Source organism: Agrobacterium sp. 22-3639C2, from assembly GCF_053522105.1.
In genome coordinates this window covers 888,935-913,115 of record NZ_JBNWDB010000001.1, presented here as the reverse complement: position 1 = coordinate 913,115, position 24,181 = coordinate 888,935, and the positions used below count along the sequence as shown (strand labels likewise).

Genomic DNA, 24,181 nt, shown 5'->3' with positions numbered 1-24,181 from the left:
GAATGTTCAGGCCAGCAGGTCGTAGGTCCGGAATATCCAGACTGCCTGATAAATCAGGGCGAAAATGACGAGAAACCTGTGAAAGCGTCGGTTGCCGATGAAAGCCGCCAGTGTGAACAGAACGACGTAAATAGCGGTGCGGATGAGATATTCAGCGCCCAGCGAGGAGAGGTAGTCCTGTCCCTTCAGCAGCGTATCGCCGATATCCGTGACGAAAAGTGCGGCTAGAAACGCAAAGAACCAGCTTTTACGGGAAAAGAAATAGTCCTCGTATCCCTTGTATTCCTTCATGTCTGAGGGGAACAGCAACACGCACAGGAAATAGAACAGCGAGCAGAACAGGATGAGGAACAGGAACGCGCCGAAGCCGAGGACGTGGCTGGTGGCGGAAAGCCGGTGTTCCCACCACCAGAAATGCACGAGCATCAGAAACAGGAACGCCACCCAGCCGATATGCAGGGGATAGATGCGCTCCTTCTTGGGATGCTGCACGAAACCGGCAAGGCCGGTCAGCAAGCGGGCGAGGCTGAGGCCGACCACCATGCCCATGACGGCGCGGATATGCGCATAGGCTTCCGCGACGTTGACGGCGGCCTCCATCGCACCCTACTCCGTCGGAGGGATGGGCGTCGGCTGCCCGTTTTCGTCCATCGCCACCATGATGAAGGTTCCGGCAGTGACTTTTTCCAGCTTGTCGTAACGGGAGCGCTGCGCCCAGGCCTCGACCGTCAGCGTGATGGAGGTGCGGCCGAGCCGGGCGATATCGGTGTAGATGGACAGCGTGTCGCCGATCTTCACCGGCAACTCGAAAGCCATTTCCTTGACCGCCGCAGTGACCACGCGACAGCGAGACCGCTCCGCGGCGCGGATGCCGCTGGCCAAGTCCATCTGGGACATGACCCAGCCGCCGAAAATATCACCGGCCGGATTGGCGTCGGCCGGCATTGCGAGCGTCCGCAGTGTCAGCTCGCCGGTCGGTTTGATGGGCAGGTCGGTCATGTCGAGATTTGCTCCTTGCGAATGTCAAAGGCGCAGCATGCGTTGCGCTTTGTGATTTCGCAAGGAAGGGTAAGCGTCAGGACGACGCTTTGCCCAGAAATTGCTGCGTTGCATAAAGGGCGATGGCTGCCGCATTCGATACGTTGAGCGATTTGATCTCGCCCGGCATATCGAGACGGGCGAGCGCCGAAACGGTTTCGCGGGTCTTCTGGCGTAGCCCCTTGCCTTCGGCTCCCAGCACCAGGGCGATCTTTGCGCCGGTGAAGGTTTGCTCGATGGGGGCGGGGCCTTCCGAATCCAGACCGACCGAGAAGAAGCCAAGCTTGTGCAGCTCGCCCAATGTATCGGCAAGGTTGGTGATCTGGATATAGGGAATGAGTTCCAGTGCGCCGGACGCAGACTTCGCAAGCACGCCTGACTCCGTCGGGCTATGGCGAATGGTGGTGATGACGGCGCCGGCGTTGAAGGCGACCGCCGAGCGCATGATGGCGCCGACATTGTGCGGGTCGGTAACCTGATCGAGCACGAGGATCAACGGGCTTTTCTTCAGCGCGTCGAGTTTCTTGACCGGAAGCGGCCTAGTTTCCAGCATCACGCCTTGATGGATCGCCTCGGGGCCAAGCACCTTGTCGATATCCTGCGGCGAGACAATCTCTACCGGGAAGGGCTGCGCATCCGCTTCGCCGATATCCAGACGCGCAAAGGCATTCAGGGTAACCGACAGCTTGATGAGTTGCCGTTCGGGATTGGAAAGCGCCGCACGCACGGTATGCAGGCCGTAAAGATGGACCTGATCCGGCGCAAGCTGCGGCGGCTTCCAGTCTTCCGCGCCACGATTCCGGCGCTTCGGCTGCTGCGGGGTCGGAATTTCGCCCCTCTCGCGTTTGGCATCGCGCACGGCACGGCGCAGGGTGGCGTAGTGCGTGTCGCGGGTGGATTTGTCGTTTGGATCGTCTTTGCTCATGGCGCCTTATATCTCCGGGACGCGACGCACACCAGCCCCCGCGATAATCCACAGGCCTGCAAAGAGGTTTGAATTTTTTCCCGAAAATTCGTGAAACGGCGTGTTGACAGAAGCGAACGAGGCCGTCATATACGCGCCACAGACGACGCAACGGCGCTTCGCCGGAGAGAAATCTGAAGAGCTTGGTTGCTCGATCCTAGCAGATAGCTGGAGGGATGCCCGAGTGGTTAAAGGGGACGGACTGTAAATCCGTTGGCTACGCCTACGTTGGTTCAAATCCAACTCCCTCCACCATTCTGCGCAGGATCAAAATCACCACCGCGGGTATAGCTCAATGGTAGAGCAGCAGCCTTCCAAGCTGAATACGCGGGTTCGATTCCCGCTACCCGCTCCAAAATTTCTCAAAAAGATCGATAATTTTGCCTCGCGCCGATGTGCAGCCTCCAATCAGCGTTGGCTGTTTTCAGCTCGCCTCCAAGGCCGACTGAATCCGCATTTTCTCTGCGTCGAGCTCGCTTAACCTCACCATATGCGCCGTAATTTTCTCAAAGATCGAGGTGCGATCCGCCGTCGACAGGCGTTCAGTGTGGCGCAGGGCAGTAATGACCTCGATCAGATCAAGTCGCTCTTGCTCAAGTTTTTCAAGATTCCACATCATCGCGTTTCCTCGCTGGCACGCGCTTCAAACGGCCAACCCGGATAAAGGTTCAGGTCAATAGAATTTAAAGTAAATTTTATCTTATTGGCTGGGACGCGGTGCGCTGCGGCACGGCTGAATCATTCCGGAGAACGACACTGCGTCCGGATGCCGGCGGCTGCCATATAGCTGTTGTCGGTTGGATGGTATGATGCGTAACGCGCTGCACACCATTTTACGTGGTTTATTTCCGACTGTGAGAGGGCGTAACCGTTGGATGACGCCTCTTCACCCTTGCCCGCGGCAAAGGCGGATGCGGGATAGCCGCGACCGTCGGAACTCTGCGCCTGTTCCTGTTGTTCGTAGGCCGGCTGTATGAGGCTCAGCGCACTGGCGGGCAAGGTAGAAGCGGTAGATATTGCGACGCCAAGAGCGAGCGCGGAGATAGTCTTCGGCATCCTCAACATCGATAAATCCTCGTTATTCGTTCGAGATGCTAACGAAAATTAAGGAATTTCGTTCCGATGCAGGGTTGACGTCACACGAATACGTGATTCGTTGTGCGGTGCTTGCCTCGTTCGCGTGGCAAGGCGGAGATGCCCCCGGCGGCGGGCTGATTGTGGATATCCATGGTCACTGTGTGATGCCGTCCTCACCGCGAAAACGCCACGCCCGATGAGCACATTTTGCTCCCCGCCAATTCGACTTTCAGTGCTTGTTGCACTGCTCGTTGACAAGCGGAAAGTCCGGTCGGATAGTCTGCCGGCAATCATGCACACGGGAGTCTTCGATGATCAACAGGGTTGTAATTCTCTCATCCTTAGCGCTGCTCGCATCGGCGGCGTTCGTCTCCCCCGCAGCGGCGCTCACCATGAAAGAGTGCAGCGTGAAATACCAGGCGGCGAAAGCCGACGGGTCCGCGAAGGACGTCAAGTGGAACGACTATCGCGCCAAGTTCTGCGGTAGCGACGCTGCTGCCGAAAGCGCGGCCGACGACAAGCAAGTTGCGGCTACCACCGACAAAGAACCCGAAAAGGCGACGATAAAGGCTCCGAAGAGCGTCGTATTTCCGAGTGCTGTCGATAAGAAATATTCAAGCGAGACTCCTGGCAAGGCCCGCCTGAAGACCTGCGTCGATTCTTATCGTAAGAACAAGGATGACGGCACGCTCGGCGATCTCAAGTGGATTCAGAAGGGTGGCGGTTACTGGAGCCTGTGCAATACGGCTTTGAAGAGCTGACTCGCTTTTTTGGGGCGGCGGCTGATCGCCGTTGCCCCAGCAATGACGCGTCATCAGACATCATACCGAAGGACTTAATTTGTCGATTCGGTTGACCGGAGCGTGTCTGAGCCACGTCCAGAACGACATGCGGTTTTTCCTGTGCCCTGCAAATCCTGCGGCAAGCGTGGCCCAGCGTTTTCAAGCTTACCGGCGGGTTGATATTCACATGGTCAGGCAACCCCGGTTTCGGGCGGGTAAAATCTGCGAATGGTTTGCGATTCAGCATCTTGATAGAAAGAGTTGATCTTGCGGCTTGATCCGCATCCAGCAATCAAACGGTTACGGCTGTCCCTTGGCGGCTGGCCGGCAATGTGGGCGGATGACCAGACGATTTCGAAACTACCTCGCCGTACTCGCCATATCACTACTGATGTGGACGTTGGTGCTTGGCGTCATTTATTGGCTGTTTCAATAGGTCTTGCCGCAGCTTCAGAGCCGAAATGAACCCGCTTGAATGCATATGTTTGACGGCGTATCCACGACATGTCTTCGCGGCTGATATTCGGCAAATATTGCCAAAAAAGAATGGACATTGCCCCCGAAGGAGCGGCGGCAGGGCGGTTTTGGGAAACCTTGCCATGCCGCCGGTCAGCGTTGAATTGCGCGCAGCGCGTTCAGCCTAGAACGAGCGCTGTTAAGAGCGCCAGCAGGATTAGTGAGCTTGCAACAGCGCCCAGCTTCATCCTGCGAAGGCGGCGGGTGCGACCGCCGGTCCAGTCATAAGCCATTGGCAGCTTTACCTTTCTTTTTATTTTTATGACTTATTAACTAGCTCACTAGGCTTGCCCGTGGCTGACCTCAATTGCCAAAATCCATAGGCAAAAAATTACGATTTCCCTGTCTTATCCGAATGTTGCAGCGGACGCGGAGACCGATTCCCCTGTGCGCCGATTTCACCTGCGCGTGCGCTTGCAATGCTGTGCAGGCAAGGGTGCATTTGTGTGGGTATGAAAAGAAAAGGCCCGGAAACTCTCGTTTTCAGGCCTTTCGGGACGAATATGTGACTGCCAGTCTCAGCCGAAATAAGGCTTGATGTAGGGCAGGACTTCGATCACGCCGTGATACAGCATGTTGAGCGCCACATAGATGATGACCATCAGGCCAAGATACGAAATCCAGCGGTAGCGGTGCAGCAACTTGGCGACGAAATTGGCGGCCAGTCCCATGAGGGCGATCGAGACGACGAGACCGATAATCAGCACCGTGACATGGTCCTGCGCGGCACCGGCGACGGCAAGCACGTTGTCCAGCGACATGGACACATCGGCGATGACGATCTGGGTTGCGGCCTGAAAGAAGGTCTTGTGACCTTTGGTCAGGTCAGCCTCTTCGTCCGTCACCTCGTCTTCGATGGAGCCTGCGGCTTCGCGCAGTTCGGACCACATCTTCCAGCACACCCAGACAAGCAGGAGCCCGCCGAAGAGTTGTAGCCCGACAATGGAGAGAAGCTGCACGGTGACGGCGGCAAAGCCGATGCGCAATACGGTGGCGGCGATGATGCCGACCAGGATCGCCTTGCGGCGAAGGTGGGCGGGAAGACCGGCGGCGGCAAGGCCGATGACGATTGCATTGTCGCCTGCGAGAACGAGATCGATCGCAATGACTTGCATGAATGCCGTGAAGCCGGCGGCTGTGAAGATTTCCATTGAGCGGTCCTGAAACGGATATAATTTCGCGCCGGAGAGCGCGGCTGATCAATATGTGGCATAGAGGTTTTGCGCCTGGGCGCATCGTCCCGCTCGCCCGTCTCCCCCCGGAGATGAAATTTCCTTAAGCCATGATGAGGGTCCAGGTAAAGAAGTTGTGATAAAGAAAAAGCTTATTTAACGATCCGATTGTGCGAAGAGGGGTACAGGCAGGGTCCCGTCCGTGCGTCCCGTCTGCCCGTCGCGTGGGAAGGCTGAGCCAGCTTTGAATATCGCGCGGAACGCACCATATATGCACCTTGAGGCGCGCCTTAGGCGTGCGCGACCGTGCTTTGACAATTAAGTCTTGCGCATTCGCTTACAAAGCCTTAAACGGCGACACCAAACCGGTTCGCCGGGAAAACTACTTCACGTTCACAGGAAGCAATTCACATGGCAAAGAGCAAGTTTGAGCGCAATAAGCCGCACGTCAACATTGGCACGATCGGTCACGTCGACCACGGCAAGACGTCGTTGACTGCTGCGATCACGAAGTATTTCGGCGAGTTCAAGGCGTACGACCAGATCGACGCTGCTCCTGAAGAAAAGGCTCGCGGCATCACGATCTCGACGGCGCACGTCGAATACGAAACGCCGAACCGTCACTACGCACACGTCGACTGCCCCGGCCACGCCGACTACGTGAAGAACATGATCACCGGTGCTGCCCAGATGGACGGCGCGATCCTGGTTTGCTCTGCAGCTGACGGCCCGATGCCGCAGACGCGCGAGCACATCCTGCTTGCTCGCCAGGTTGGCGTTCCGGCGATCGTCGTGTTCCTCAACAAGGTTGACCAGGTTGACGACGCCGAGCTTCTCGAGCTCGTCGAACTGGAAGTTCGCGAACTTCTGTCGTCCTACGACTTCCCGGGCGACGATATCCCGATCGTCAAGGGTTCGGCACTTGCTGCTCTTGAAGATTCCGACAAGAAGATCGGTGAAGACGCAATCCGCGAGCTGATGGCTGCTGTTGACGCCTACATCCCGACGCCTGAGCGTCCGATCGACCAGCCGTTCCTGATGCCGATCGAAGACGTGTTCTCGATCTCTGGCCGTGGTACGGTTGTGACGGGTCGCGTTGAGCGCGGTATCGTCAAGGTTGGTGAAGAAGTCGAAATCGTCGGCATTCGTCCGACGTCGAAGACGACGGTTACCGGCGTTGAAATGTTCCGCAAGCTGCTCGACCAGGGCCAGGCTGGCGACAACATCGGTGCTCTCGTTCGCGGCGTTACCCGTGACGGCGTTGAGCGTGGTCAGATCCTGTGCAAGCCGGGTTCGGTCAAGCCGCACAAGAAGTTCATGGCAGAAGCCTACATCCTGACGAAGGAAGAAGGCGGCCGTCATACGCCGTTCTTCACGAACTACCGTCCGCAGTTCTACTTCCGTACGACTGACGTTACCGGTATCGTTTCGCTTCCAGAAGGCACGGAAATGGTTATGCCTGGCGACAACGTCACTGTTGAAGTCGAGCTGATCGTTCCGATCGCGATGGAAGAAAAGCTGCGCTTCGCTATCCGCGAAGGCGGCCGTACCGTCGGCGCCGGCATCGTCGCTTCTATCGTCGAGTAATTTTCGACAGACGGCGGTTTCGCCGGATTTAAAAATCTAGTTCTAAAACGGCGGTGTCTCCGGCACCGCCGTTTTTTTTATGTAAAAATCGAATTCTGTAAATTTATATAGTTGAAAGATTCATATATTTTTATTATGTGAGTATAAATTCTGATATTTTACTTATTTTATGCGTATATTATGCGTATATTATGCGTTATATTTAAGATAATTGTAATTTATGATTTATTATTATGTAATTTTATTTGTATTTAGCGACGTAATTCGCCTGTAACTCGTTTGACGTAGATGAAACTATATTAATTAGCGCTTGGCTGGCTTGTTTTCATCGGCCAGTTTTCTTCCGAGACGACTTCATGTCCGATTTAACTGTTGTGCTCACCAGCTGCCGCCGTCCTGATCTTCTCATCGGAACTCTCGATAGCTTCTTCTCTACTAATGATTACCCGCTACGGGAATTTATCATTATCGAGGACTCTGACGACGAATCGGTGTGGGCGATTCCGGCGCGGTATCCAGAGCAACCGATCCGCGTCATTTTGAACGGCGTCAACATTGGGCAGCACCGCTCTATCGACCGGGCATATTCGGAAGTGCAAACCCCTTACATCCTGCATCTCGAAGACGACTGGGCATTTCCTGTTTCTAAGGTTGTGGGCAGGGGCATCGAAATACTGAAGCGGGACCCGCAGGTGGCGCTCGTTCAACTCAGAACCGATGACGACATGCCCCGTGACATTCGACGCAAGGCGCAGTCAGTTGAAGATTTAGGGTATTGGCGAATACCGCCGACCGCGCATCGTGTCTGGCATAGCTTCACCTTCAATCCGACCGTCAAGCGGTTGTCCTGCTATAAAAAACTACCGCAAGGTTATGCCGGCTTCCGGACAGAGGCGGAAATTAGTATCTTTTATAAGGATCAGGGCGCGATCATGGCGTGGTTGGCCGAAACCGGCGTTAGCCATTCGGGATTTGGCCGCAGCAATTATGGTCTTAAGAAACGCCGTGGTTGGCGCGGTGTGGCGCAAGAGCTCGACAGATTCTTTTCGCTGGCGACAGTCCGTAAATGGCGGCGTTCGGTGACGCGCAACGTCGCACACTTCAAGCGCAAGTATCGGGAGCGTCAGTTGATCAGGTCCGATCGCAGTGCGCTTGAGCCGTAAAAGATTAAAGGTCGGTTGCGAAAGTATCAAACCAGCGCATTTGGATGCCGCAAAGGGGTTCGTTGAGGTGACGGGCTTGGGGGTAACCGGTTAAGCGGCCGAGGAAAAAACGTGGCGGGGAGGGCGTCAACAGTTTCTTCCGAAAGCGAATAAAAAGCGCTTGCCATTCTTTTCCGTGCGCCTTAAAGGGAACGCATACCGAAGCGGCCAAGTGATTTTCGTGGTCGGCTAAGGTGTTAAAGGGGTATAGCTCAGTTGGTAGAGCGGCGGTCTCCAAAACCGCAGGTCGTAAGTTCGAGCCTTACTGCCCCTGCCACTTTCCATCCGCAAGCGCGGTCTTCGCTGCATGGCAGATGGGTGCCGGTTTTCCGGCGAATTTCGCCGAATGTCGATTTCCTCTTGTTAAAACTGGAATCGGTGTTTATGTAAGGTCAAAACAGACACGCGGTGCGTGGGGCTGATTAGTTCGGCTTTACGCGCCGTAATTGCGTGGGCAGTCAATGGCATCCAAAACCAATCCGTTTACGTTTCTGCAGCAGGTTCGCGCCGAAGCGTCTAAAATCACTTGGCCGTCGCGCCGCGAGACCATGATTTCGACGGCTATGGTGCTTGTGATGGTCATTTTTGCGGCTCTGTTCTTTTTTGCTGCTGACCAGCTCATCGGCTGGGTGCTTAGCCTCGTGCTGAACGTCGGCCGGTAACGGATTGAACGGAGAATAAAAATGGCAGCGCGCTGGTATATCGTTCACGCATATTCGAATTTCGAAAAGAAGGTCGCTGAGTCGATCGAAGAGAAGGCTCGTCAGAAGGGTCTTGATCATCTTTTTGAGAAAATCCTCGTTCCGACCGAAAAGGTTGTCGAGGTGCGTCGTGGCCGCAAGGTCGACAGCGAGCGCAAGTTCTTTCCAGGTTACGTGCTTGTGCGCGCCAACCTGACGGATGAGGCCTATCACCTCATCAAGAACACGCCGAAGGTGACCGGTTTCCTCGGTTCGGACAATAAGCCTGTTCCGATTCCGGATTATGAAGCCGATCGTATCCTCGGTCAGGTTCAGGAAGGTGTTGAGCGTCCGAAGTCTTCGGTTTCGTTCGAGGTCGGCGAGCAGGTTCGCGTTTCCGATGGTCCGTTCGCGTCGTTCAACGGCGTTGTTCAGGATGTCGACGAAGAGCGTTCGCGCCTGAAGGTGGAAGTTTCGATTTTCGGCCGCGCTACGCCGGTCGAGCTGGAATACAGTCAGGTCGAGAAGGTCTGACTGGAGGGGTGAAACCCCAATCGCGTGGAAGGCAAACGGGCTCCCATAGCCGGGGCAGGGCGCCGCACCACGCAACCGCAGCCGCCGGAGCGATCCGGCTAGAGAGAAGCCGGGAGACCGGTTTGAATTGAAAGGCAGAGAGATATGGCTAAGAAAGTTATGGGCCAGCTCAAGCTGCAGGTGAAGGCAGGGTCGGCCAATCCGTCCCCGCCGATCGGTCCTGCACTTGGTCAGCGCGGCATCAACATCATGGAATTCTGCAAGGCGTTCAATGCCGCCACGCAGGAAATGGAAAAGGGTATGCCGATTCCGGTCGTCATCACCTATTACCAGGACAAGTCCTTCACCTTCGTCATGAAGCAGCCGCCGATGACCTATTGGCTGAAGAAGGAAGCGAAGATCACCTCCGGCTCCAAGACGCCTGGTAAGGGCGCCAAGGTTGGCTCCATCACCAAGGCTCAGGTCAAGACGATCGCTGAAGCCAAGATGAAGGATCTGAATGCTGCCGATATCGAAGGCGCAATGGCAATGGTTGAGGGCTCTGCCCGCGCCATGGGCCTGGAAGTAGTAGGTTGATCATGGCCAAGGTAGCAAAGCGTATTCAGAAGATCCGCGAAGGTGTGGATCCTAACAAGCTCTACGTTCTCACCGACGCCATTTCGATGGTCAAGGAACGTGCGATCGCCAAGTTCGACGAAACCGTTGAAGTTTCGATGAACCTCGGCGTTGACCCGCGCCATGCGGACCAGATGGTTCGCGGCGTTGTCAACCTGCCGAACGGCACGGGCCGTGACGTTCGCGTTGCCGTTTTTGCACGTGGCGCCAAGGCTGATGAAGCCACGGCTGCTGGTGCTGACGTTGTTGGCGCAGAAGAGCTGGTTGAAATCGTTCAGAGCGGCAAGATCGACTTCGATCGTTGCATCGCGACCCCGGACATGATGCCGCTCGTCGGCCGTCTCGGCAAGGTACTCGGCCCGCGTGGCATGATGCCGAACCCGAAGGTCGGTACGGTGACGATGGATGTTGCCGGCGCCGTCAAGGCGTCCAAGGGTGGCGCTGTCGAGTTCCGCGTCGAAAAGGCCGGTATCGTACACGCTGGTATTGGCAAGGCTTCGTTCGACGCCAAGGCTCTTGAAGAAAACATCAAGGCTTTTGCCGATGCGGTCATCAAGGCAAAGCCGACGGGTGCCAAGGGCAACTACGTCAAGCGCGTTGCCATCTCCTCGACCATGGGTCCGGGCGTCAAGATCGAACCTTCGTCGGTTACGGCTTAATCAATTCTCGTGCTTCCCTGTCGGGGAGCGTGATTAAAAGAATTTCCGGCTCTCAGGGAGCCGGAGATTTCCGGGGAAACCCGGAACTCCTGTCCGAGATTGCGGGTGGCCATGTCCTTCGGGGTTTGGCCTTAATCATTCAACCTGCATGAGACGGGTGAGGCTGGATTTGAGGCATCGCAGATGCCTGACTGTCCGGTTCGAACCTGGTGTGCCTGTGCCTGAAGCCGTTTGCGGCGACAGAGCGGGGGACAGGATCCTCGAGCGTCGCTCGGGATCTTTGTAAAAAGGTCCCTTGGGGCAAAGGCAAACCCGACGGGTTCACACTTATGTGGCCCCGTCTACTGGAGACAGACAGTGGAAAGAGCGGAAAAACGCGAATTCGTCACGGAGCTGAACGAAGTCTTCAAGGCTTCCGGTTCGGTTGTCGTGGCCCACTATGCTGGTGTCACCGTTGCGCAAATGAACGACTTCCGTTCGAAAATGCGCGCTGCCGGAGGCACCGTCAAGGTCGCGAAGAACCGCCTGGCCAAGATCGCTCTTCAGGGCACGGAGTCGGAAGGGATGACAGATCTCTTCAAGGGCCAGACGCTGATTGCATACAGCGTCGACCCTATGATTGCTCCGAAAGTCGTCATGGATTTCGCAAAGACCAACGATAAAGTCGTTGTTCTCGGCGGTTCCATGGGCGCAACCACGCTCAACGCCGAAGCAGTCAAGTCGCTTGCGACCCTGCCTTCGCTGGACGAGCTGCGCGCAAAGCTGCTGGGCCTACTCAACGCCCCGGCAACTCGCGTCGCCACGGTTGTCGCAGCACCTGCAAGCCAGCTTGCACGGGTGTTCTCGGCTTACGCCAAGAAGGACGAAGCCGCTTAAGGCGGTTTTTCGCTGTAATTATTCAAACTGGTTCGAACTGAACAAAAGGAACTATCAAAATGGCTGATCTCGCAAAGATCGTTGAAGACCTCTCCACCCTGACCGTTCTGGAAGCTGCAGAACTGTCGAAGCTTCTCGAAGAAAAGTGGGGCGTTTCCGCCGCTGCTCCGGTAGCTGTTGCTGCTGCTGGCGGTGCTGGCGCTGCTGCTGTCGTTGAAGAAGAAAAGACCGAATTCGACGTGATCCTGGTTGACGCTGGCGCCAACAAGATCAACGTCATCAAGGAAGTCCGCGCTATCACGGGTCTCGGCCTGAAGGAAGCTAAGGACCTCGTTGAAGGCGCTCCGAAGGCTGTCAAGGAAGCTGTTTCCAAGGCTGAAGCTGCTGACCTCAAGAAGAAGCTTGAAGACGCTGGCGCCAAGGTCGACGTTAAGTAATCTTGCGATTGCTGGCGGGAAGGGGCTTCATGCCCCTTTCCGTCGTCATCGTTTTAAAACTTATTACCCAAAAGCCGCGTGAAAATGGCTTTTGGGTAATGGGTTCTTCAAGAGAATGGTTCCGAACCGGCTCATCTAGGCAATCCGGCCTGATCGATCCGGGATGTGGAACGAGATTGATGACACCCATTGCTTGACGGGATCGACTGGCCATCGGTTCCCGTCCGTTGCAGGCCCGGATGCAATTTTAAAGGAGCGACGATGGCTCAGACCCTTTCGTTTAACGGTCGCAGGCGCGTACGCAAGTTTTTCGGCAAAATTCCAGAAGTAGCGGAAATGCCGAACCTCATCGAGGTTCAGAAGGCTTCGTATGACCAGTTTCTCATGGTTGACGAGCCCAAGGGTGGCCGTCCCGACGAGGGATTGAATGCCGTATTCAAATCCGTATTCCCGATCACCGATTTTTCCGGCGCATCCATGCTCGAATTCGTATCTTACGAATTCGAAGCGCCGAAGTTTGACGTCGAGGAATGCCGTCAGCGCGATCTGACCTACGCAGCGCCGCTGAAAGTGACGCTGCGCCTCATCGTGTTCGATATCGACGAGGATACAGGCGCGAAGTCCATCAAGGACATCAAGGAACAGTCCGTATACATGGGCGACATGCCGCTCATGACCAATAACGGCACTTTCATCGTCAACGGTACAGAGCGCGTCATCGTTTCGCAGATGCACCGTTCGCCGGGCGTATTCTTCGACCACGACAAGGGCAAGAGCCATTCTTCCGGCAAGCTTTTGTTCGCTGCCCGCGTCATCCCGTATCGTGGTTCCTGGCTCGACATCGAGTTCGACGCCAAGGACATCGTCTATGCGCGCATCGACCGTCGCCGCAAGCTGCCCGTGACCTCGCTCCTGATGGCGCTTGGCATGGATGGTGAAGAAATCCTGTCGACCTTCTACAGCAAGGCTTCCTACGAGCGCTCCGGCGATGGCTGGCGCATTCCGTTCCAGCCTGAAACGTTGAAGAATGCCAAGGTCATCACCGACATGATCGACGCCGACACCGGCGAAGTCGTTGTCGAAGGTGGCAAGAAGCTGACTCCGCGTCTTATCCGCCAGCTCGTCGACAAGGGCCTGAAGGCACTTAAGGCGACTGACGAAGACCTCTACGGCAACTTCCTTGCCGAAGACATCGTCAACTACTCGACGGGTGAGATCTATCTCGAAGCCGGCGACGAAATCGACGAAAAGACGCTTGGCCTCATTCTTCAGTCCGGCTTTGACGAGATTCCGGTCCTCAACATCGACCACGTCAATGTTGGCGCCTATATCCGCAACACGCTGCATGCGGACAAGAACCAGAACCGCCAGGAAGCGCTGTTCGACATCTACCGCGTCATGCGTCCGGGTGAGCCGCCGACCATGGATTCGGCAGAAGCGATGTTCAACTCGCTGTTCTTCGATGCAGAACGTTATGATCTCTCGGCTGTTGGCCGCGTGAAGATGAACATGCGTCTCGACCTCGACGCGGAAGACACCGTGCGCACGCTGCGCAAGGAAGACATCCTCGCTGTCGTCAAGATGCTGGTCGAACTGCGCGACGGCAAGGGCGAAATCGACGACATCGACAACCTCGGCAACCGCCGTGTGCGTTCGGTCGGCGAGCTGATGGAAAACCAGTACCGCCTCGGCCTTCTGCGCATGGAACGTGCGATCAAGGAACGTATGTCCTCGATCGAAATCGACACCGTGATGCCGCAGGACCTGATCAATGCGAAGCCGGCAGCTGCCGCCGTTCGCGAATTCTTCGGTTCCTCGCAGCTGTCGCAGTTCATGGACCAGGTGAACCCGCTTTCGGAAATCACCCACAAGCGCCGTCTTTCGGCTCTTGGACCGGGTGGTCTGACCCGTGAGCGCGCCGGCTTCGAAGTCCGCGACGTTCATCCGACCCACTACGGCCGTATTTGCCCGATCGAAACGCCGGAAGGCCCGAACATCGGTCTGATCAACTCGCTTGCCACCTTTGCCCGCGTCAACAAGTACGGCTTCATCGAAAGCCCGTACCGCAAGATCATCGACGGCAAGGTGACGACCGACGTTATCTACCTCTCCGCCATGGAAGAGGCCAAGTACTACGTCGCACAGGCCAATGCCGAGCTCGATGGCGAAGGCGCCTTCACTGAAGAGTTCGTTGTTTGCCGTCACTCGGGCGAAGTTATGCTCGCACCGCGCGACAACATTAACCTGATGGACGTTTCGCCGAAGCAGCTCGTTTCGGTCGCAGCGGCTCTTATTCCGTTCCTGGAAAACGACGACGCCAACCGCGCTCTCATGGGCTCGAACATGCAGCGTCAGGCCGTTCCGCTTCTGCGGGCGGAAGCGCCGTTCGTCGGCACAGGCATGGAACCGATCGTCGCCCGTGACTCCGGCGCTGCCATCGCGGCTCGCCGCGGCGGTGTCGTCGACCAGGTGGATGCGACCCGTATCGTTATCCGCGCTACGGAAGAACTCGATGCCGGCAAGTCGGGCGTCGATATCTACCGTCTGCAGAAGTTCCAGCGTTCGAACCAGAACACCTGCGTCAACCAGCGTCCGCTGGTCGCTGTCGGTGACATCATCTCCAAGGGTGATATCATCGCTGATGGTCCGTCGACCGACCTCGGCGATCTGGCGCTCGGCCGTAACGCGCTCGTCGCGTTCATGCCCTGGAACGGCTACAACTACGAAGACTCGATCCTGATGTCGGAACGTATCGTTTCCGATGACGTGTTCACCTCCATCCACATCGAAGAATTCGAAGTGATGGCGCGTGACACGAAGCTTGGTCCGGAAGAAATCACGCGCGACATTCCGAACGTTTCGGAAGAAGCGCTGAAGAACCTCGACGAAGCCGGTATCGTTTACATCGGTGCGGAAGTTCAGCCGGGCGATATCCTCGTCGGCAAGATCACGCCGAAGGGCGAAAGCCCGATGACGCCGGAAGAAAAGCTTCTGCGCGCCATCTTCGGTGAAAAGGCTTCCGACGTTCGCGACACCTCCATGCGCATGCCTCCGGGCACGTTTGGTACCGTTGTGGAAGTCCGCGTCTTCAACCGTCACGGTGTGGAGAAGGATGAGCGCGCGATGGCAATCGAGCGCGAAGAGATCGAACGTCTGGCAAAGGACCGCGACGACGAACAGGCAATTCTCGACCGTAACGTCTACGGCCGCCTGATCGACATGCTGCGTGGTCACGTTTCCATCGCCGGTCCGAAGGGCTTCAAGAAGGGCGTCGAGCTTTCCAACGCCGTCGTCTCCGAATATCCCCGCTCGCAGTGGTGGATGTTTGCAGTCGAAGACGAGAAGGCCCAGTCCGAACTGGAAGCACTTCGCGGCCAGTACGACGAATCCAAGTCGCGCCTTGAACAGCGCTTCATGGACAAGGTCGAGAAGGTCCAGCGCGGCGATGAAATGCCTCCTGGCGTCATGAAGATGGTCAAGGTCTTTGTCGCTGTGAAGCGCAAGATCCAGCCGGGCGACAAGATGGCCGGCCGTCACGGTAACAAGGGCGTCGTCTCGCGTATCGTTCCTGTCGAGGACATGCCGTTCCTCGAAGACGGCACGCATGTCGACATCTGCTTGAACCCGCTCGGCGTGCCTTCGCGCATGAACGTCGGCCAGATCCTCGAAACCCACCTCGCATGGGCATGCGCTGGTATGGGCAAGAAGATCGGCGAGATGCTCGAAGAGTATCGCAAGACGATGGACATCAGCGAGCTTCGCACGGAGCTTACCGAAATCTATGCGAGTGAATCGCATGACGAGGTAAAGCGCTTCGATGACGAATCGCTGGTCAAGCTTGCCGAAGAAGCCAAGCGCGGTGTTTCCATCGCGACCCCGGTCTTCGACGGTGCGCATGAACCCGACGTTGCCGCGATGCTGAAGAAGGCAGGTCTGCATGAATCCGGTCAGTCCGTTCTTTATGACGGTCGTACCGGCGAGCCGTTCGACCGCAAGGTCACCGTCGGCTACATGTACATGATCAAGCTGAACCACCTTGTTGACGACAAGATCCACGCTCGCTCGATCGGTCCTTACTCGCTCGTTACCCAGCAGCCGCTGGGCGGCAAGGCGCAGTTCGGCGGACAGCGCTTCGGGGAAATGGAAGTCTGGGCTCTGGAAGCATACGGCGCGGCTTACACGCTGCAGGAAATGCTCACCGTCAAGTCGGACGACGTGGCGGGCCGCACCAAGGTCTACGAGGCGATCGTCCGTGGCGACGATACCTTCGAGGCCGGTATCCCCGAGAGCTTCAACGTTCTCGTCAAGGAAATGCGGTCGCTCGGTCTTTCGGTCGAACTGGAGAACTCGAAGGTCGAGACCCAGCCCGAGGATCAGCTGCCCGACGCAGCGGAATAAAGATGAGAGAGGCGGGCGCCGTGTTGGCGCCTGCCGTTTCCCCGGCGACCAATGGTTGCCGCGGGACACTTTCGCCGCATTGTGCGGTTAATCCGTATTTAAAGCTCTGGACGGTGACCCGGGAAGAAGCCGGTCCAGATGCAAACAGGGGCAGCAGCTAGCCTCTCAAGGAGACAAGGCATGAACCAAGAGGTCATGAATCTTTTCAATCCTCAGGTGCCTGCGCAGCATTTCGATTCCATCCGGATTTCGATCGCTTCGCCGGAAAAAATCCTGTCGTGGTCCTACGGCGAGATCAAGAAGCCGGAAACCATCAACTATCGTACGTTCAAGCCGGAACGCGATGGTCTCTTCTGCGCGCGCATTTTCGGACCTATCAAGGACTACGAATGCCTGTGCGGCAAGTACAAGCGCATGAAGTACAAGGGCATCATCTGCGAAAAGTGCGGCGTTGAAGTTACGCTGTCGCGCGTTCGCCGTGAGCGCATGGGCCATATCGAGCTCGCAGCGCCCGTTGCCCATATCTGGTTCCTGAAGTCGCTTCCCTCGCGTATCTCGACCTTGCTCGACATGACGCTGAAGGATGTCGAACGCGTTCTCTATTTCGAGAACTACATCGTCACCGAACCCGGCCTCACCTCGATGAAGCAGAACCAGCTTCTGTCCGAGGAAGAGTACATGATCGCCGTTGACGAGTTCGGCGAAGACCAGTTCACCGCCATGATCGGCGCTGAAGCCATCTACGAGATGCTGGCTTCGATGAACCTCGAAAAGATCGCCGGCGACCTGCGTGCCGAGCTTGCCGAGACCACCTCGGATCTCAAGCAGAAGAAGTTCATGAAGCGTCTCAAGATCGTTGAGAACTTCATGGAATCCGGCAATCGTCCGGAATGGATGATCATGAAGGTCGTTCCGGTTATTCCGCCGGACCTTCGTCCGCTGGTTCCGCTGGATGGTGGCCGTTTCGCGACGTCCGACCTTAATGATCTCTATCGCCGCGTCATCAACCGTAACAACCGTCTGAAGCGCCTGATCGAGCTTCGCGCGCCTGGTATCATCATCCGCAACGAAAAGCGTATGTTGCAGGAATCCGTCGATGCGCTGTTCGATAACGGCCGTCGCGGTCGCGTCATCACGGGTGCGAACAAGCGTCCGCTGAAGTCGCTTTCCGACATGCTCAAGGGCAAGCAGGGCCGCTTCCGCCAGAACCTTCTCGGCAAGCGCGTCGACTATTCAGGCCGTTCGGTCATCGTGACCGGTCCGGAACTGAAGCTGCACCAGTGCGGCCTGCCGAAGAAGATGGCGCTCGAGCTGTTCAAGCCGTTCATCTATGCCCGCCTCGACGCCAAGGGTTACTCCTCGACCGTCAAGCAGGCCAAGAAGCTGGTTGAAAAGGAAAAGCCTGAAGTTTGGGATATCCTCGACGAGGTCATCCGCGAGCATCCGGTCCTTCTGAACCGCGCACCGACGCTGCACCGTCTGGGTATCCAGGCCTTCGAACCCATGCTGGTTGAAGGCAAGGCCATTCAGCTGCATCCGCTCGTCTGCACTGCTTTCAACGCCGACTTCGACGGCGACCAGATGGCCGTTCACGTGCCGCTGTCGCTTGAAGCCCAGCTTGAAGCCCGCGTGCTGATGATGTCGACCAACAACATCCTGCATCCGGCAAACGGCCATCCGATCATCGTTCCTTCGCAGGACATGGTTCTCGGCCTGTATTACCTGTCGATTATGAACCAGAATGAGCCCGGCGAAGGCATGGCCTTCTCGGACATCGGCGAATTGCATCACGCGCTTGAAAACAAGGTCGTGACGCTGCATGCCAAGATCCGTGGTCGTTTCAAGACCGTGGATGCTGACGGCAAGCCGGTTTCCAAGATCCATGAAACGACGCCTGGCCGTATGCTGATCGGCGAACTTCTGCCGAAGAACGTCAACGTGCCGTTCGACGTCTGCAACCAGGAAATGACCAAGAAGAACATCTCCAAGATGATCGACACGGTCTACCGTCATTGCGGCCAGAAAGACACGGTCATCTTCTGCGACCGGATCATGCAGCTCGGCTTTGCTCACGCTTGCCGCGCCGGTATCTCGTTCGGCAAGGACGACATGGTCATTCCGGACAGCAAGGTTAAGATCGTCGGTGACACCGAAGCCTTGGTGAAGGAATACGAACAGCAGTATAACGACGGTCTCATTACCCAGGGCGAAAAGTACAACAAGGTTGTCGACGCCTGGGGTAAGGCAACCGAAAAGGTCGCCGAAGAAATGATGGCGCGCATCAAGGCTGTGGAATTCGACCCGGAAACGGGCCGCCAGAAGCCGATGAACTCCATCTACATGATGAGCCACTCGGGCGCCCGCGGTTCACCGAACCAGATGCGTCAGCTGGGCGGCATGCGCGGCCTGATGGCTAAGCCCTCGGGCGAAATCATCGAGACGCCGATCATCTCGAACTTCAAGGAAGGCCTGACCGTTAACGAGTACTTCAACTCGACCCACGGTGCCCGTAAGGGTCTTGCAGACACCGCCTTGAAGACGGCGAACTCGGGTTACCTTACCCGCCGTCTCGTCGACGTGGCACAGGATTGCATCGTCAACTCCGTGGATTGCGGCACCGACAAGGGCCTCACCATGACCGCCATCGTTGATGCCGGTCAGGTCGTTGCCTCGCTCGGCGCACGTATCCTCGGCCGTACGGCTCTTGATGACATCGACAATCCGGTAACTGGCGAAAACATCGTCAAGGCCAGAACGTTGATCGACGAAGCCGACGTTGCAATCATCGAGAAGGCTGGCATCCAGTCCGTCCGTATCCGCTCGGCACTGACCTGCGAAGTGCAGGTCGGCGTTTGCGGCGTCTGCTACGGTCGTGACCTTGCTCGCGGTACTCCGGTCAACATGGGCGAAGCCGTTGGCGTCATCGCCGCACAGTCGATCGGTGAACCGGGCACGCAGCTCACCATGCGTACCTTCCACCTTGGCGGTACGGCAAACGTGGTCGACCAGTCGTTCCTGGAAGCTTCGTACGAAGGCACGATCCAGATCAAGAACCGCAACATCCTGCGGAACTCCGATGGCGTTCTCATCGCAATGGGCCGTAACATGTCGGTCACCATTCTCGATGAGCGCGGCGTGGAACGTTCCTCGCAGCGTGTCGCTTATGGTTCGAAGATCTTCGTTGATGACGGCGACAAGGTAAAACGCGGCCAGCGTCTTGCAGAGTGGGACCCCTACACCCGTCCGATGATGACGGAAGTGGAAGGTACCGTTCACTTCGAGGACCTCGTCGACGGTCTTTCCGTTCTGGAAGCCACCGACGAATCCACCGGCATCACCAAGCGTCAGGTCATTGACTGGCGTTCGACGCCGCGCGGTTCGGACCTCAAGCCCGCGATCATCATCAAGGATGCTTCCGGCGCTGTCGCAAAGCTTAGCCGCGGTGGCGAAGCCCGCTTCCACCTCTCCGTGGACGCGATCCTGTCGGTTGAGCCTGGTTCGAAGGTCTTCCAGGGTGACGTGCTTGCACGTTCGCCGCTGGAAAGCGCCAAGACCAAGGACATCACCGGTGGTCTGCCGCGCGTTGCCGAACTGTTCGAAGCACGTCGTCCGAAGGATCATGCTGTCATCGCTGAGATCGATGGTACGATCCGCCTCGGTCGCGACTACAAGAACAAGCGTCGCGTGATGATCGAGCCTGCGGAAGATGGCGTCGAGCCGGTCGAATACCTGATCCCGAAGGGCAAGCCCTTCCATCTTCAGGAAGGCGACTACATCGAGAAGGGCGAATACATTCTCGACGGCAATCCGGCACCGCACGACATTCTGGCAATCAAGGGCGTAGAGGCTTTGGCTTCCTACCTCGTGAACGAAATCCAGGAAGTCTACCGACTGCAGGGCGTTGTGATCAACGACAAGCACATCGAGGTGATCGTTCGCCAGATGCTGCAGAAGGTCGAGATCACCGATGCGGGCGACAGCCACTACATCGTTGGCGACAATGTCGATCGTATCGAGCTTGACGACAACAACGACCGCCTGATCGAAGAAGGCAAGAAGCCCGCTTATGGCGATCCGGTTCTTCTCGGTATCACCAAGGCATCGCTGCAGACGCCGTCCTTCATCTCGGCCGCATCGTTCCAGGAAACCACCAAGGTTCTCACGGAAGCTGCGATCGCCGGCAAGACGGACACGCTGCAGGGCCTCAAGGAAAACGTCATCGTCGGCCGCCTCATCCCGGCCGGTACCGGCGGCACCATGACGCAGATCCGCCGCATCGCCACCTCGCGCGACGACCTCATTCTCGAGGAACGCCGCAAGGGTACGGGTGCAGGCTCTGCAACACAGATGCTGCAGGACATGACGGATCCGGCTCCGGCCGAATAAGGTCTGCTCAAGGGCAGGGGCTTTACGAAGCCCCGCCAAAGTTCAGTAAAAAAACGCCCGGAGCAATCCGGGCGTTTTTTTGTTTTGGTCGGGTTAGAAGGTCAGATCTGGTCCTTCATATGGCCAGTCCCGTCTCGGGGTCTTTCTTGCTCACCGATGGTGTAGCGCGTCAAAACGGAAAGCCGGCGAACGAGATCGGTCTGGCCCGTACTGCCGGTCTTTGCATAGATAGACTTGGCGTTGCTGCGAACCGTTTCGTGCGAGATCTGAAGTTGCTTTGCCACGGAGGGAAGTGAAAGGCCCTTCAGGATTTCCAGCGCGACACGGGCCTCGCCCTTGGTGAGATCGTATAACCCTTTCAGAAGCGGCGTGACGTCGGCAACGGTGTCCGATGGTTGCGATATCAGCACGATGGCGCTGCCGTTAGGGGATAAATCCAGCGCGTCCTTGCGCAGCGGTATGACGTGAAGGATGCACACCCCGTCTCCGCCTGTCGGCAGGGGTAGGGAACTGACACTGCCGCCGGCTAGCGCCTTGTAGAGCAGCCGGTTTATTCTCTCGTCCAAGATCAAGATCCTGTCGCGGGCGCGGGTGGAAATACACTTTTTGGTCGCCTCGAACAGGGTGTTTGTGGAAAGAACGCGTCCGCTTGCCTGGAGCACCGCCGCCGGCGCACCGATGGCGTTGAGGCCGAGCGTGATGGCATCTGCTTTCTGGCGTTGCAGCCCTGTTGCGAGGGTGAGGCTGCGGGCGATATGCGGCCTCAGCCGGCCAAGTGCCGCCATGGTTTCCGGACCAATGACTCCTCTGTCGAGCTTGCGTTCGAACAGGAGAGTCATTTCGGGATGATCCGGCGGCGCAACCTGCGTTGCCACCCCATATCCCAGTCCACGCGGCATCAGGAAATCGCGGACGATTGGCAGCCCCGCCCATTCGTCAGGGGTAAAGATATCGAAATCATGCACGAAGGAAAATTGGCCCTCGCGAACAGCGCGTGTGAGGCGATCGTTGCGGTGGTTCCAGCCGCCCTTCATGAAGGCTTGCATGAGTTCCTGGAAATTGGGCGGATAGAGCCATGCTTCATCCTCGCCTTTGCCCCAGGTGAGCGCGCCGCCCCAGAAATCGAGCCGGTGGCAGATTGCGGCTATCACGTTCGCCCAGCGATCGGGAAAAAGTGCTGCCTCGTAAATGTCATCTATAATGTCTGCCGAAGATATATTATCCAACCCGCCACCGAAATCATGCGTCGGGATCAATTTAATCTTATATCTTCGTATATTTCAACGGAAATACAAATAATACTATTATATTTAAAGTATATAATCTATCAGTGACTTAATATATTGGAATTTACCAAGGTCTTTTGCAGCAAAGGGTGGCTGCACGCAAGATTTCGGCCTTGGCATCAAGTCCTGGAAGACAACCGCCCTGGTGTGGGCGGGTGCCGTTTTTATCGGTGGCGGCGCATTTGTCGCGGTGAGGGCGGTCCCTCAGGCGAAACGGATGATGGCGACTTCGCCCTCCAGGGCGCCCTGATAGGCGGAAGCGTGCGGCTCTTCGTCCGGAACTTCAGTCAGCATGCCGATCTGGTCGAGGTCGGCTTCGATGAAACCTTCCTCCGAAAGCGCGTTCAGCGTTTCGCGTACGGCGGTGTCGTCGTCCGGCGCCCGCAGAATGACGTGGATGTCGATGCCTTCGGAATTGTCGTGTTCGTAAGCCTTGCCGATGACGATGAAGACCATCGGCTCGTCGCGTCCGTTGTCGTTGTCGGGGAGGTTGGTCATGACGCGGTTCCTTGATATGTCGTTGTGGAGTATGCGGGCCGGACGGAATCGGTCTTGCGCGCGGCGGTGCCAGCTCCGGCCCGCTTGAGGGAATCAATAGACGGATTTTGTGAAAAGCCAAAGGCCGGAGGTCAAAATCGCTGTTGCCGGCTGTGACTTATGTTAGAAGGAGAGGGCAAAGGGTCTGTCCGCAGGCTTTGTGGCCTCGGGTGCCAGCGCAAAATGCGGATTCGCCCTTGACGAAAGCTGGCTAAAACAGTAGTACGCCCGCCATCGGAGCCTCTATCTGTGCTGGCCGTTCGGAAACGTTTTTCCCGGACATCATCTCAAATGAAGCTTCATTGCACGTAGAAGACACGAATGTTGCACGCAAGACGCCTCATCCGGCGTCCTCTGCTCTTGGTGGTCCATCCGTGAAAACGGATCGGGCCACGTTTTGCGCATGAGGATATATGCGTGCTTCGTCGCCGGAAACGGCATAGCCGCCACCCGTGAGGGTGGCTAAAGTAGTTTTTGCAAGGGATGGTTATATGCCTACCGTAAACCAGCTGATCCGTAAGCCCCGCCAGGCACAGGTAAAGCGCAACAAGGTTCCTGCACTTCAGGAAAACCCGCAGAAGCGTGGTGTTTGCACCCGCGTTTACACGACGACCCCGAAGAAGCCGAACTCGGCTCTGCGTAAGGTTGCCAAGATCCGTCTCACCAACGGCTTCGAAGTCATTGGCTACATTCCCGGCGAAGGTCACAACCTTCAGGAACACTCCGTGGTCATGATCCGCGGCGGCCGCGTAAAGGACTTGCCGGGTGTGCGTTACCACATCATCCGCGGTGTTCTCGATACCCAGGGCGTCAAGAACCGCAAGCAGCGCCGTTCGAAGTACGGTGCGAAGCGTCCGAAGTAATTTTCGGCAACAACAATCAGGCGCTGCGCGAGGTTCTCCGCGTGGTTTAGCGTCAATAACATTGAGAGACAAAGAATATGTCCCGTCGCCATAGTGCAGAAAAGCGTGAGATCAACCCGGACCCGAAGTTCGGCGATCTGGTCGTCACCAAGTTCATGAATGCCATCATGCTTCACGGCAAGAAGTCCGTCGCGGAAAGCATCGTTTACGGCGCGTTCGACGTCGTTCAGGGCAAGACGAAGCAGGAGCCGCTCGGCGTGTTCCACTCCGCCCTCGACAACGTTGCTCCGCACGTTGAAGTGCGTTCGCGTCGCGTTGGCGGTGCTACGTATCAGGTCCCGGTCGACGTTCGTCCGGAGCGCCGTCAGGCTCTCGCCATCCGCTGGCTGATCACTGCTGCTCGCAAGCGTAACGAAACGACCATGGTCGATCGCCTCTCCGGCGAACTCATGGACGCTGCGAACAACCGCGGTTCCGCCGTCAAGAAGCGTGAAGACACGCACAAGATGGCCGACGCAAACCGCGCATTCTCGCATTACCGCTGGTAATCTTAAACGGTCGCATATCGAAAG

General features: G+C 57.0%; 22 protein-coding genes and 3 tRNA genes. 17 read left to right on the top strand and 8 right to left on the bottom strand.

The annotated features are described in order from the left end of the window. Positions 1–6: 6 nt before the first annotated feature. The 3 genes from ACQZ6D_RS04565 to rlmB all read right to left on the bottom strand — a co-directional run bounded on the left by ACQZ6D_RS04565 (position 7) and on the right by rlmB (position 1,963). Positions 7–600, bottom strand: coding sequence for a hypothetical protein (locus ACQZ6D_RS04565; protein WP_448729626.1), 594 nt, complete (start codon positions 598–600; stop codon positions 7–9). A 6-nt stretch (positions 601–606) separates the two neighbouring features. Beyond that, positions 607–999, bottom strand: a complete 393-nt coding sequence (locus tag ACQZ6D_RS04560) for an acyl-CoA thioesterase (protein ID WP_003513034.1) — start codon at positions 997–999, stop codon at positions 607–609. A gap of 76 nt (positions 1,000–1,075) precedes the next feature. After that, positions 1,076–1,963, bottom strand: coding sequence for a 23S rRNA (guanosine(2251)-2'-O)-methyltransferase RlmB (gene rlmB / locus ACQZ6D_RS04555; protein ID WP_003513033.1), 888 nt, complete (start codon positions 1,961–1,963; stop codon positions 1,076–1,078). Between the two features lie 209 nt (positions 1,964–2,172). On the opposite strand from rlmB, the gene ACQZ6D_RS04550 reads away from it, so the two are divergent. Beyond that, positions 2,173–2,257, top strand: a tRNA-Tyr gene (locus ACQZ6D_RS04550). 26 nt (positions 2,258–2,283) lie between these two features. Next, positions 2,284–2,357 (top strand) — tRNA-Gly (locus ACQZ6D_RS04545). Between the two features lie 69 nt (positions 2,358–2,426). On the opposite strand, the gene ACQZ6D_RS04540 is transcribed toward ACQZ6D_RS04545, so the two are convergent. Together ACQZ6D_RS04540 and ACQZ6D_RS04535 are read right to left on the bottom strand one after the other, a co-directional pair. After that, positions 2,427–2,621, bottom strand: coding sequence for a hypothetical protein (locus tag ACQZ6D_RS04540; protein ID WP_013636443.1), 195 nt, complete (start codon positions 2,619–2,621; stop codon positions 2,427–2,429). Between the two features lie 119 nt (positions 2,622–2,740). Then, positions 2,741–3,067 carry a BA14K family protein gene (locus ACQZ6D_RS04535; RefSeq protein WP_448729625.1) on the bottom strand — a complete coding sequence of 109 codons (327 nt, stop codon included), beginning with the start codon at positions 3,065–3,067 and terminating at the stop codon, positions 2,741–2,743. A gap of 323 nt (positions 3,068–3,390) precedes the next feature. On the opposite strand from ACQZ6D_RS04535, the gene ACQZ6D_RS04530 reads away from it, so the two are divergent. Continuing rightward, entirely contained in the window at positions 3,391–3,840 is a 450-nt protein-coding gene (locus ACQZ6D_RS04530; RefSeq protein WP_003513030.1) for a hypothetical protein, read from the top strand. 1,055 nt (positions 3,841–4,895) lie between these two features. Here the strand turns inward: ACQZ6D_RS04530 and ACQZ6D_RS04525 are convergent. Continuing rightward, positions 4,896–5,528 carry a TerC family protein gene (locus ACQZ6D_RS04525; protein ID WP_448729624.1) on the bottom strand — a complete coding sequence of 211 codons (633 nt, stop codon included), beginning with the start codon at positions 5,526–5,528 and terminating at the stop codon, positions 4,896–4,898. A 432-nt stretch (positions 5,529–5,960) separates the two neighbouring features. Between ACQZ6D_RS04525 and tuf the strand changes: the two genes are divergently transcribed. From tuf to rpoC, 12 genes are all read left to right on the top strand, one after another. After that, positions 5,961–7,136, top strand: coding sequence for an elongation factor Tu (gene tuf / locus ACQZ6D_RS04520; protein ID WP_013636434.1), 1,176 nt, complete (start codon positions 5,961–5,963; stop codon positions 7,134–7,136). Between the two features lie 356 nt (positions 7,137–7,492). Next, positions 7,493–8,299 (top strand): glycosyltransferase family 2 protein, encoded by an 807-nt coding sequence (locus ACQZ6D_RS04515; protein WP_065702390.1) that lies wholly within the window; start codon positions 7,493–7,495, stop codon positions 8,297–8,299. Positions 8,300–8,539: 240 nt separating this feature from the next. Further along, positions 8,540–8,615, top strand: a tRNA-Trp gene (locus ACQZ6D_RS04510). 184 nt (positions 8,616–8,799) lie between these two features. Continuing rightward, complete coding sequence (gene secE / locus ACQZ6D_RS04505) at positions 8,800–9,000, top strand: preprotein translocase subunit SecE (RefSeq protein ID WP_003507689.1); 201 nt, start codon at positions 8,800–8,802, stop codon at positions 8,998–9,000. 21 nt (positions 9,001–9,021) lie between these two features. Further along, a complete protein-coding gene (gene nusG / locus ACQZ6D_RS04500; protein ID WP_003519353.1) occupies positions 9,022–9,552 on the top strand; it encodes a transcription termination/antitermination protein NusG in 531 nt (176 codons plus the stop codon). A gap of 144 nt (positions 9,553–9,696) precedes the next feature. After that, entirely contained in the window at positions 9,697–10,128 is a 432-nt protein-coding gene (rplK, locus tag ACQZ6D_RS04495; RefSeq protein ID WP_003519352.1) for a 50S ribosomal protein L11, read from the top strand. Positions 10,129–10,130: 2 nt separating this feature from the next. Then, the gene (gene rplA, locus ACQZ6D_RS04490) at positions 10,131–10,826 is read left to right on the top strand and encodes a 50S ribosomal protein L1 (RefSeq protein WP_065702391.1); all 696 of its coding nucleotides are present in this window, start codon (positions 10,131–10,133) and stop codon (positions 10,824–10,826) included. A 357-nt stretch (positions 10,827–11,183) separates the two neighbouring features. Beyond that, complete coding sequence (rplJ, locus tag ACQZ6D_RS04485) at positions 11,184–11,702, top strand: 50S ribosomal protein L10 (RefSeq protein ID WP_003519348.1); 519 nt, start codon at positions 11,184–11,186, stop codon at positions 11,700–11,702. 59 nt (positions 11,703–11,761) lie between these two features. Beyond that, the gene (gene rplL / locus ACQZ6D_RS04480; RefSeq protein WP_003519347.1) at positions 11,762–12,139 is read left to right on the top strand and encodes a 50S ribosomal protein L7/L12; all 378 of its coding nucleotides are present in this window, start codon (positions 11,762–11,764) and stop codon (positions 12,137–12,139) included. Positions 12,140–12,168: 29 nt separating this feature from the next. Next, positions 12,169–12,336, top strand: a complete 168-nt coding sequence (locus tag ACQZ6D_RS04475) for a hypothetical protein (protein WP_153793990.1) — start codon at positions 12,169–12,171, stop codon at positions 12,334–12,336. 64 nt (positions 12,337–12,400) lie between these two features. Then, positions 12,401–16,537, top strand: coding sequence for a DNA-directed RNA polymerase subunit beta (gene rpoB, locus ACQZ6D_RS04470; protein ID WP_013636439.1), 4,137 nt, complete (start codon positions 12,401–12,403; stop codon positions 16,535–16,537). Between the two features lie 180 nt (positions 16,538–16,717). After that, a complete protein-coding gene (rpoC, locus tag ACQZ6D_RS04465) occupies positions 16,718–20,923 on the top strand; it encodes a DNA-directed RNA polymerase subunit beta' (protein ID WP_003519344.1) in 4,206 nt (1,401 codons plus the stop codon). Between the two features lie 101 nt (positions 20,924–21,024). Here the strand turns inward: rpoC and ACQZ6D_RS04460 are convergent, their stop codons facing one another. Then, entirely contained in the window at positions 21,025–22,149 is a 1,125-nt protein-coding gene (locus ACQZ6D_RS04460) for a helix-turn-helix transcriptional regulator (RefSeq protein ID WP_083211508.1), read from the bottom strand. 264 nt (positions 22,150–22,413) lie between these two features. Further along, the gene (locus ACQZ6D_RS04455) at positions 22,414–22,707 is read right to left on the bottom strand and encodes a hypothetical protein (RefSeq protein ID WP_003519341.1); all 294 of its coding nucleotides are present in this window, start codon (positions 22,705–22,707) and stop codon (positions 22,414–22,416) included. A 530-nt stretch (positions 22,708–23,237) separates the two neighbouring features. Between ACQZ6D_RS04455 and rpsL the strand changes: the two genes are divergently transcribed. Together rpsL and rpsG are read left to right on the top strand one after the other, a co-directional pair. Beyond that, positions 23,238–23,609: a 30S ribosomal protein S12 gene (gene rpsL / locus ACQZ6D_RS04450; RefSeq protein WP_003507760.1), complete on the top strand. Its 372-nt coding sequence runs from the start codon at positions 23,238–23,240 to the stop codon at positions 23,607–23,609. Between the two features lie 77 nt (positions 23,610–23,686). After that, complete coding sequence (gene rpsG / locus ACQZ6D_RS04445) at positions 23,687–24,157, top strand: 30S ribosomal protein S7 (protein WP_003507761.1); 471 nt, start codon at positions 23,687–23,689, stop codon at positions 24,155–24,157. Positions 24,158–24,181: the final 24 nt, after the last annotated feature.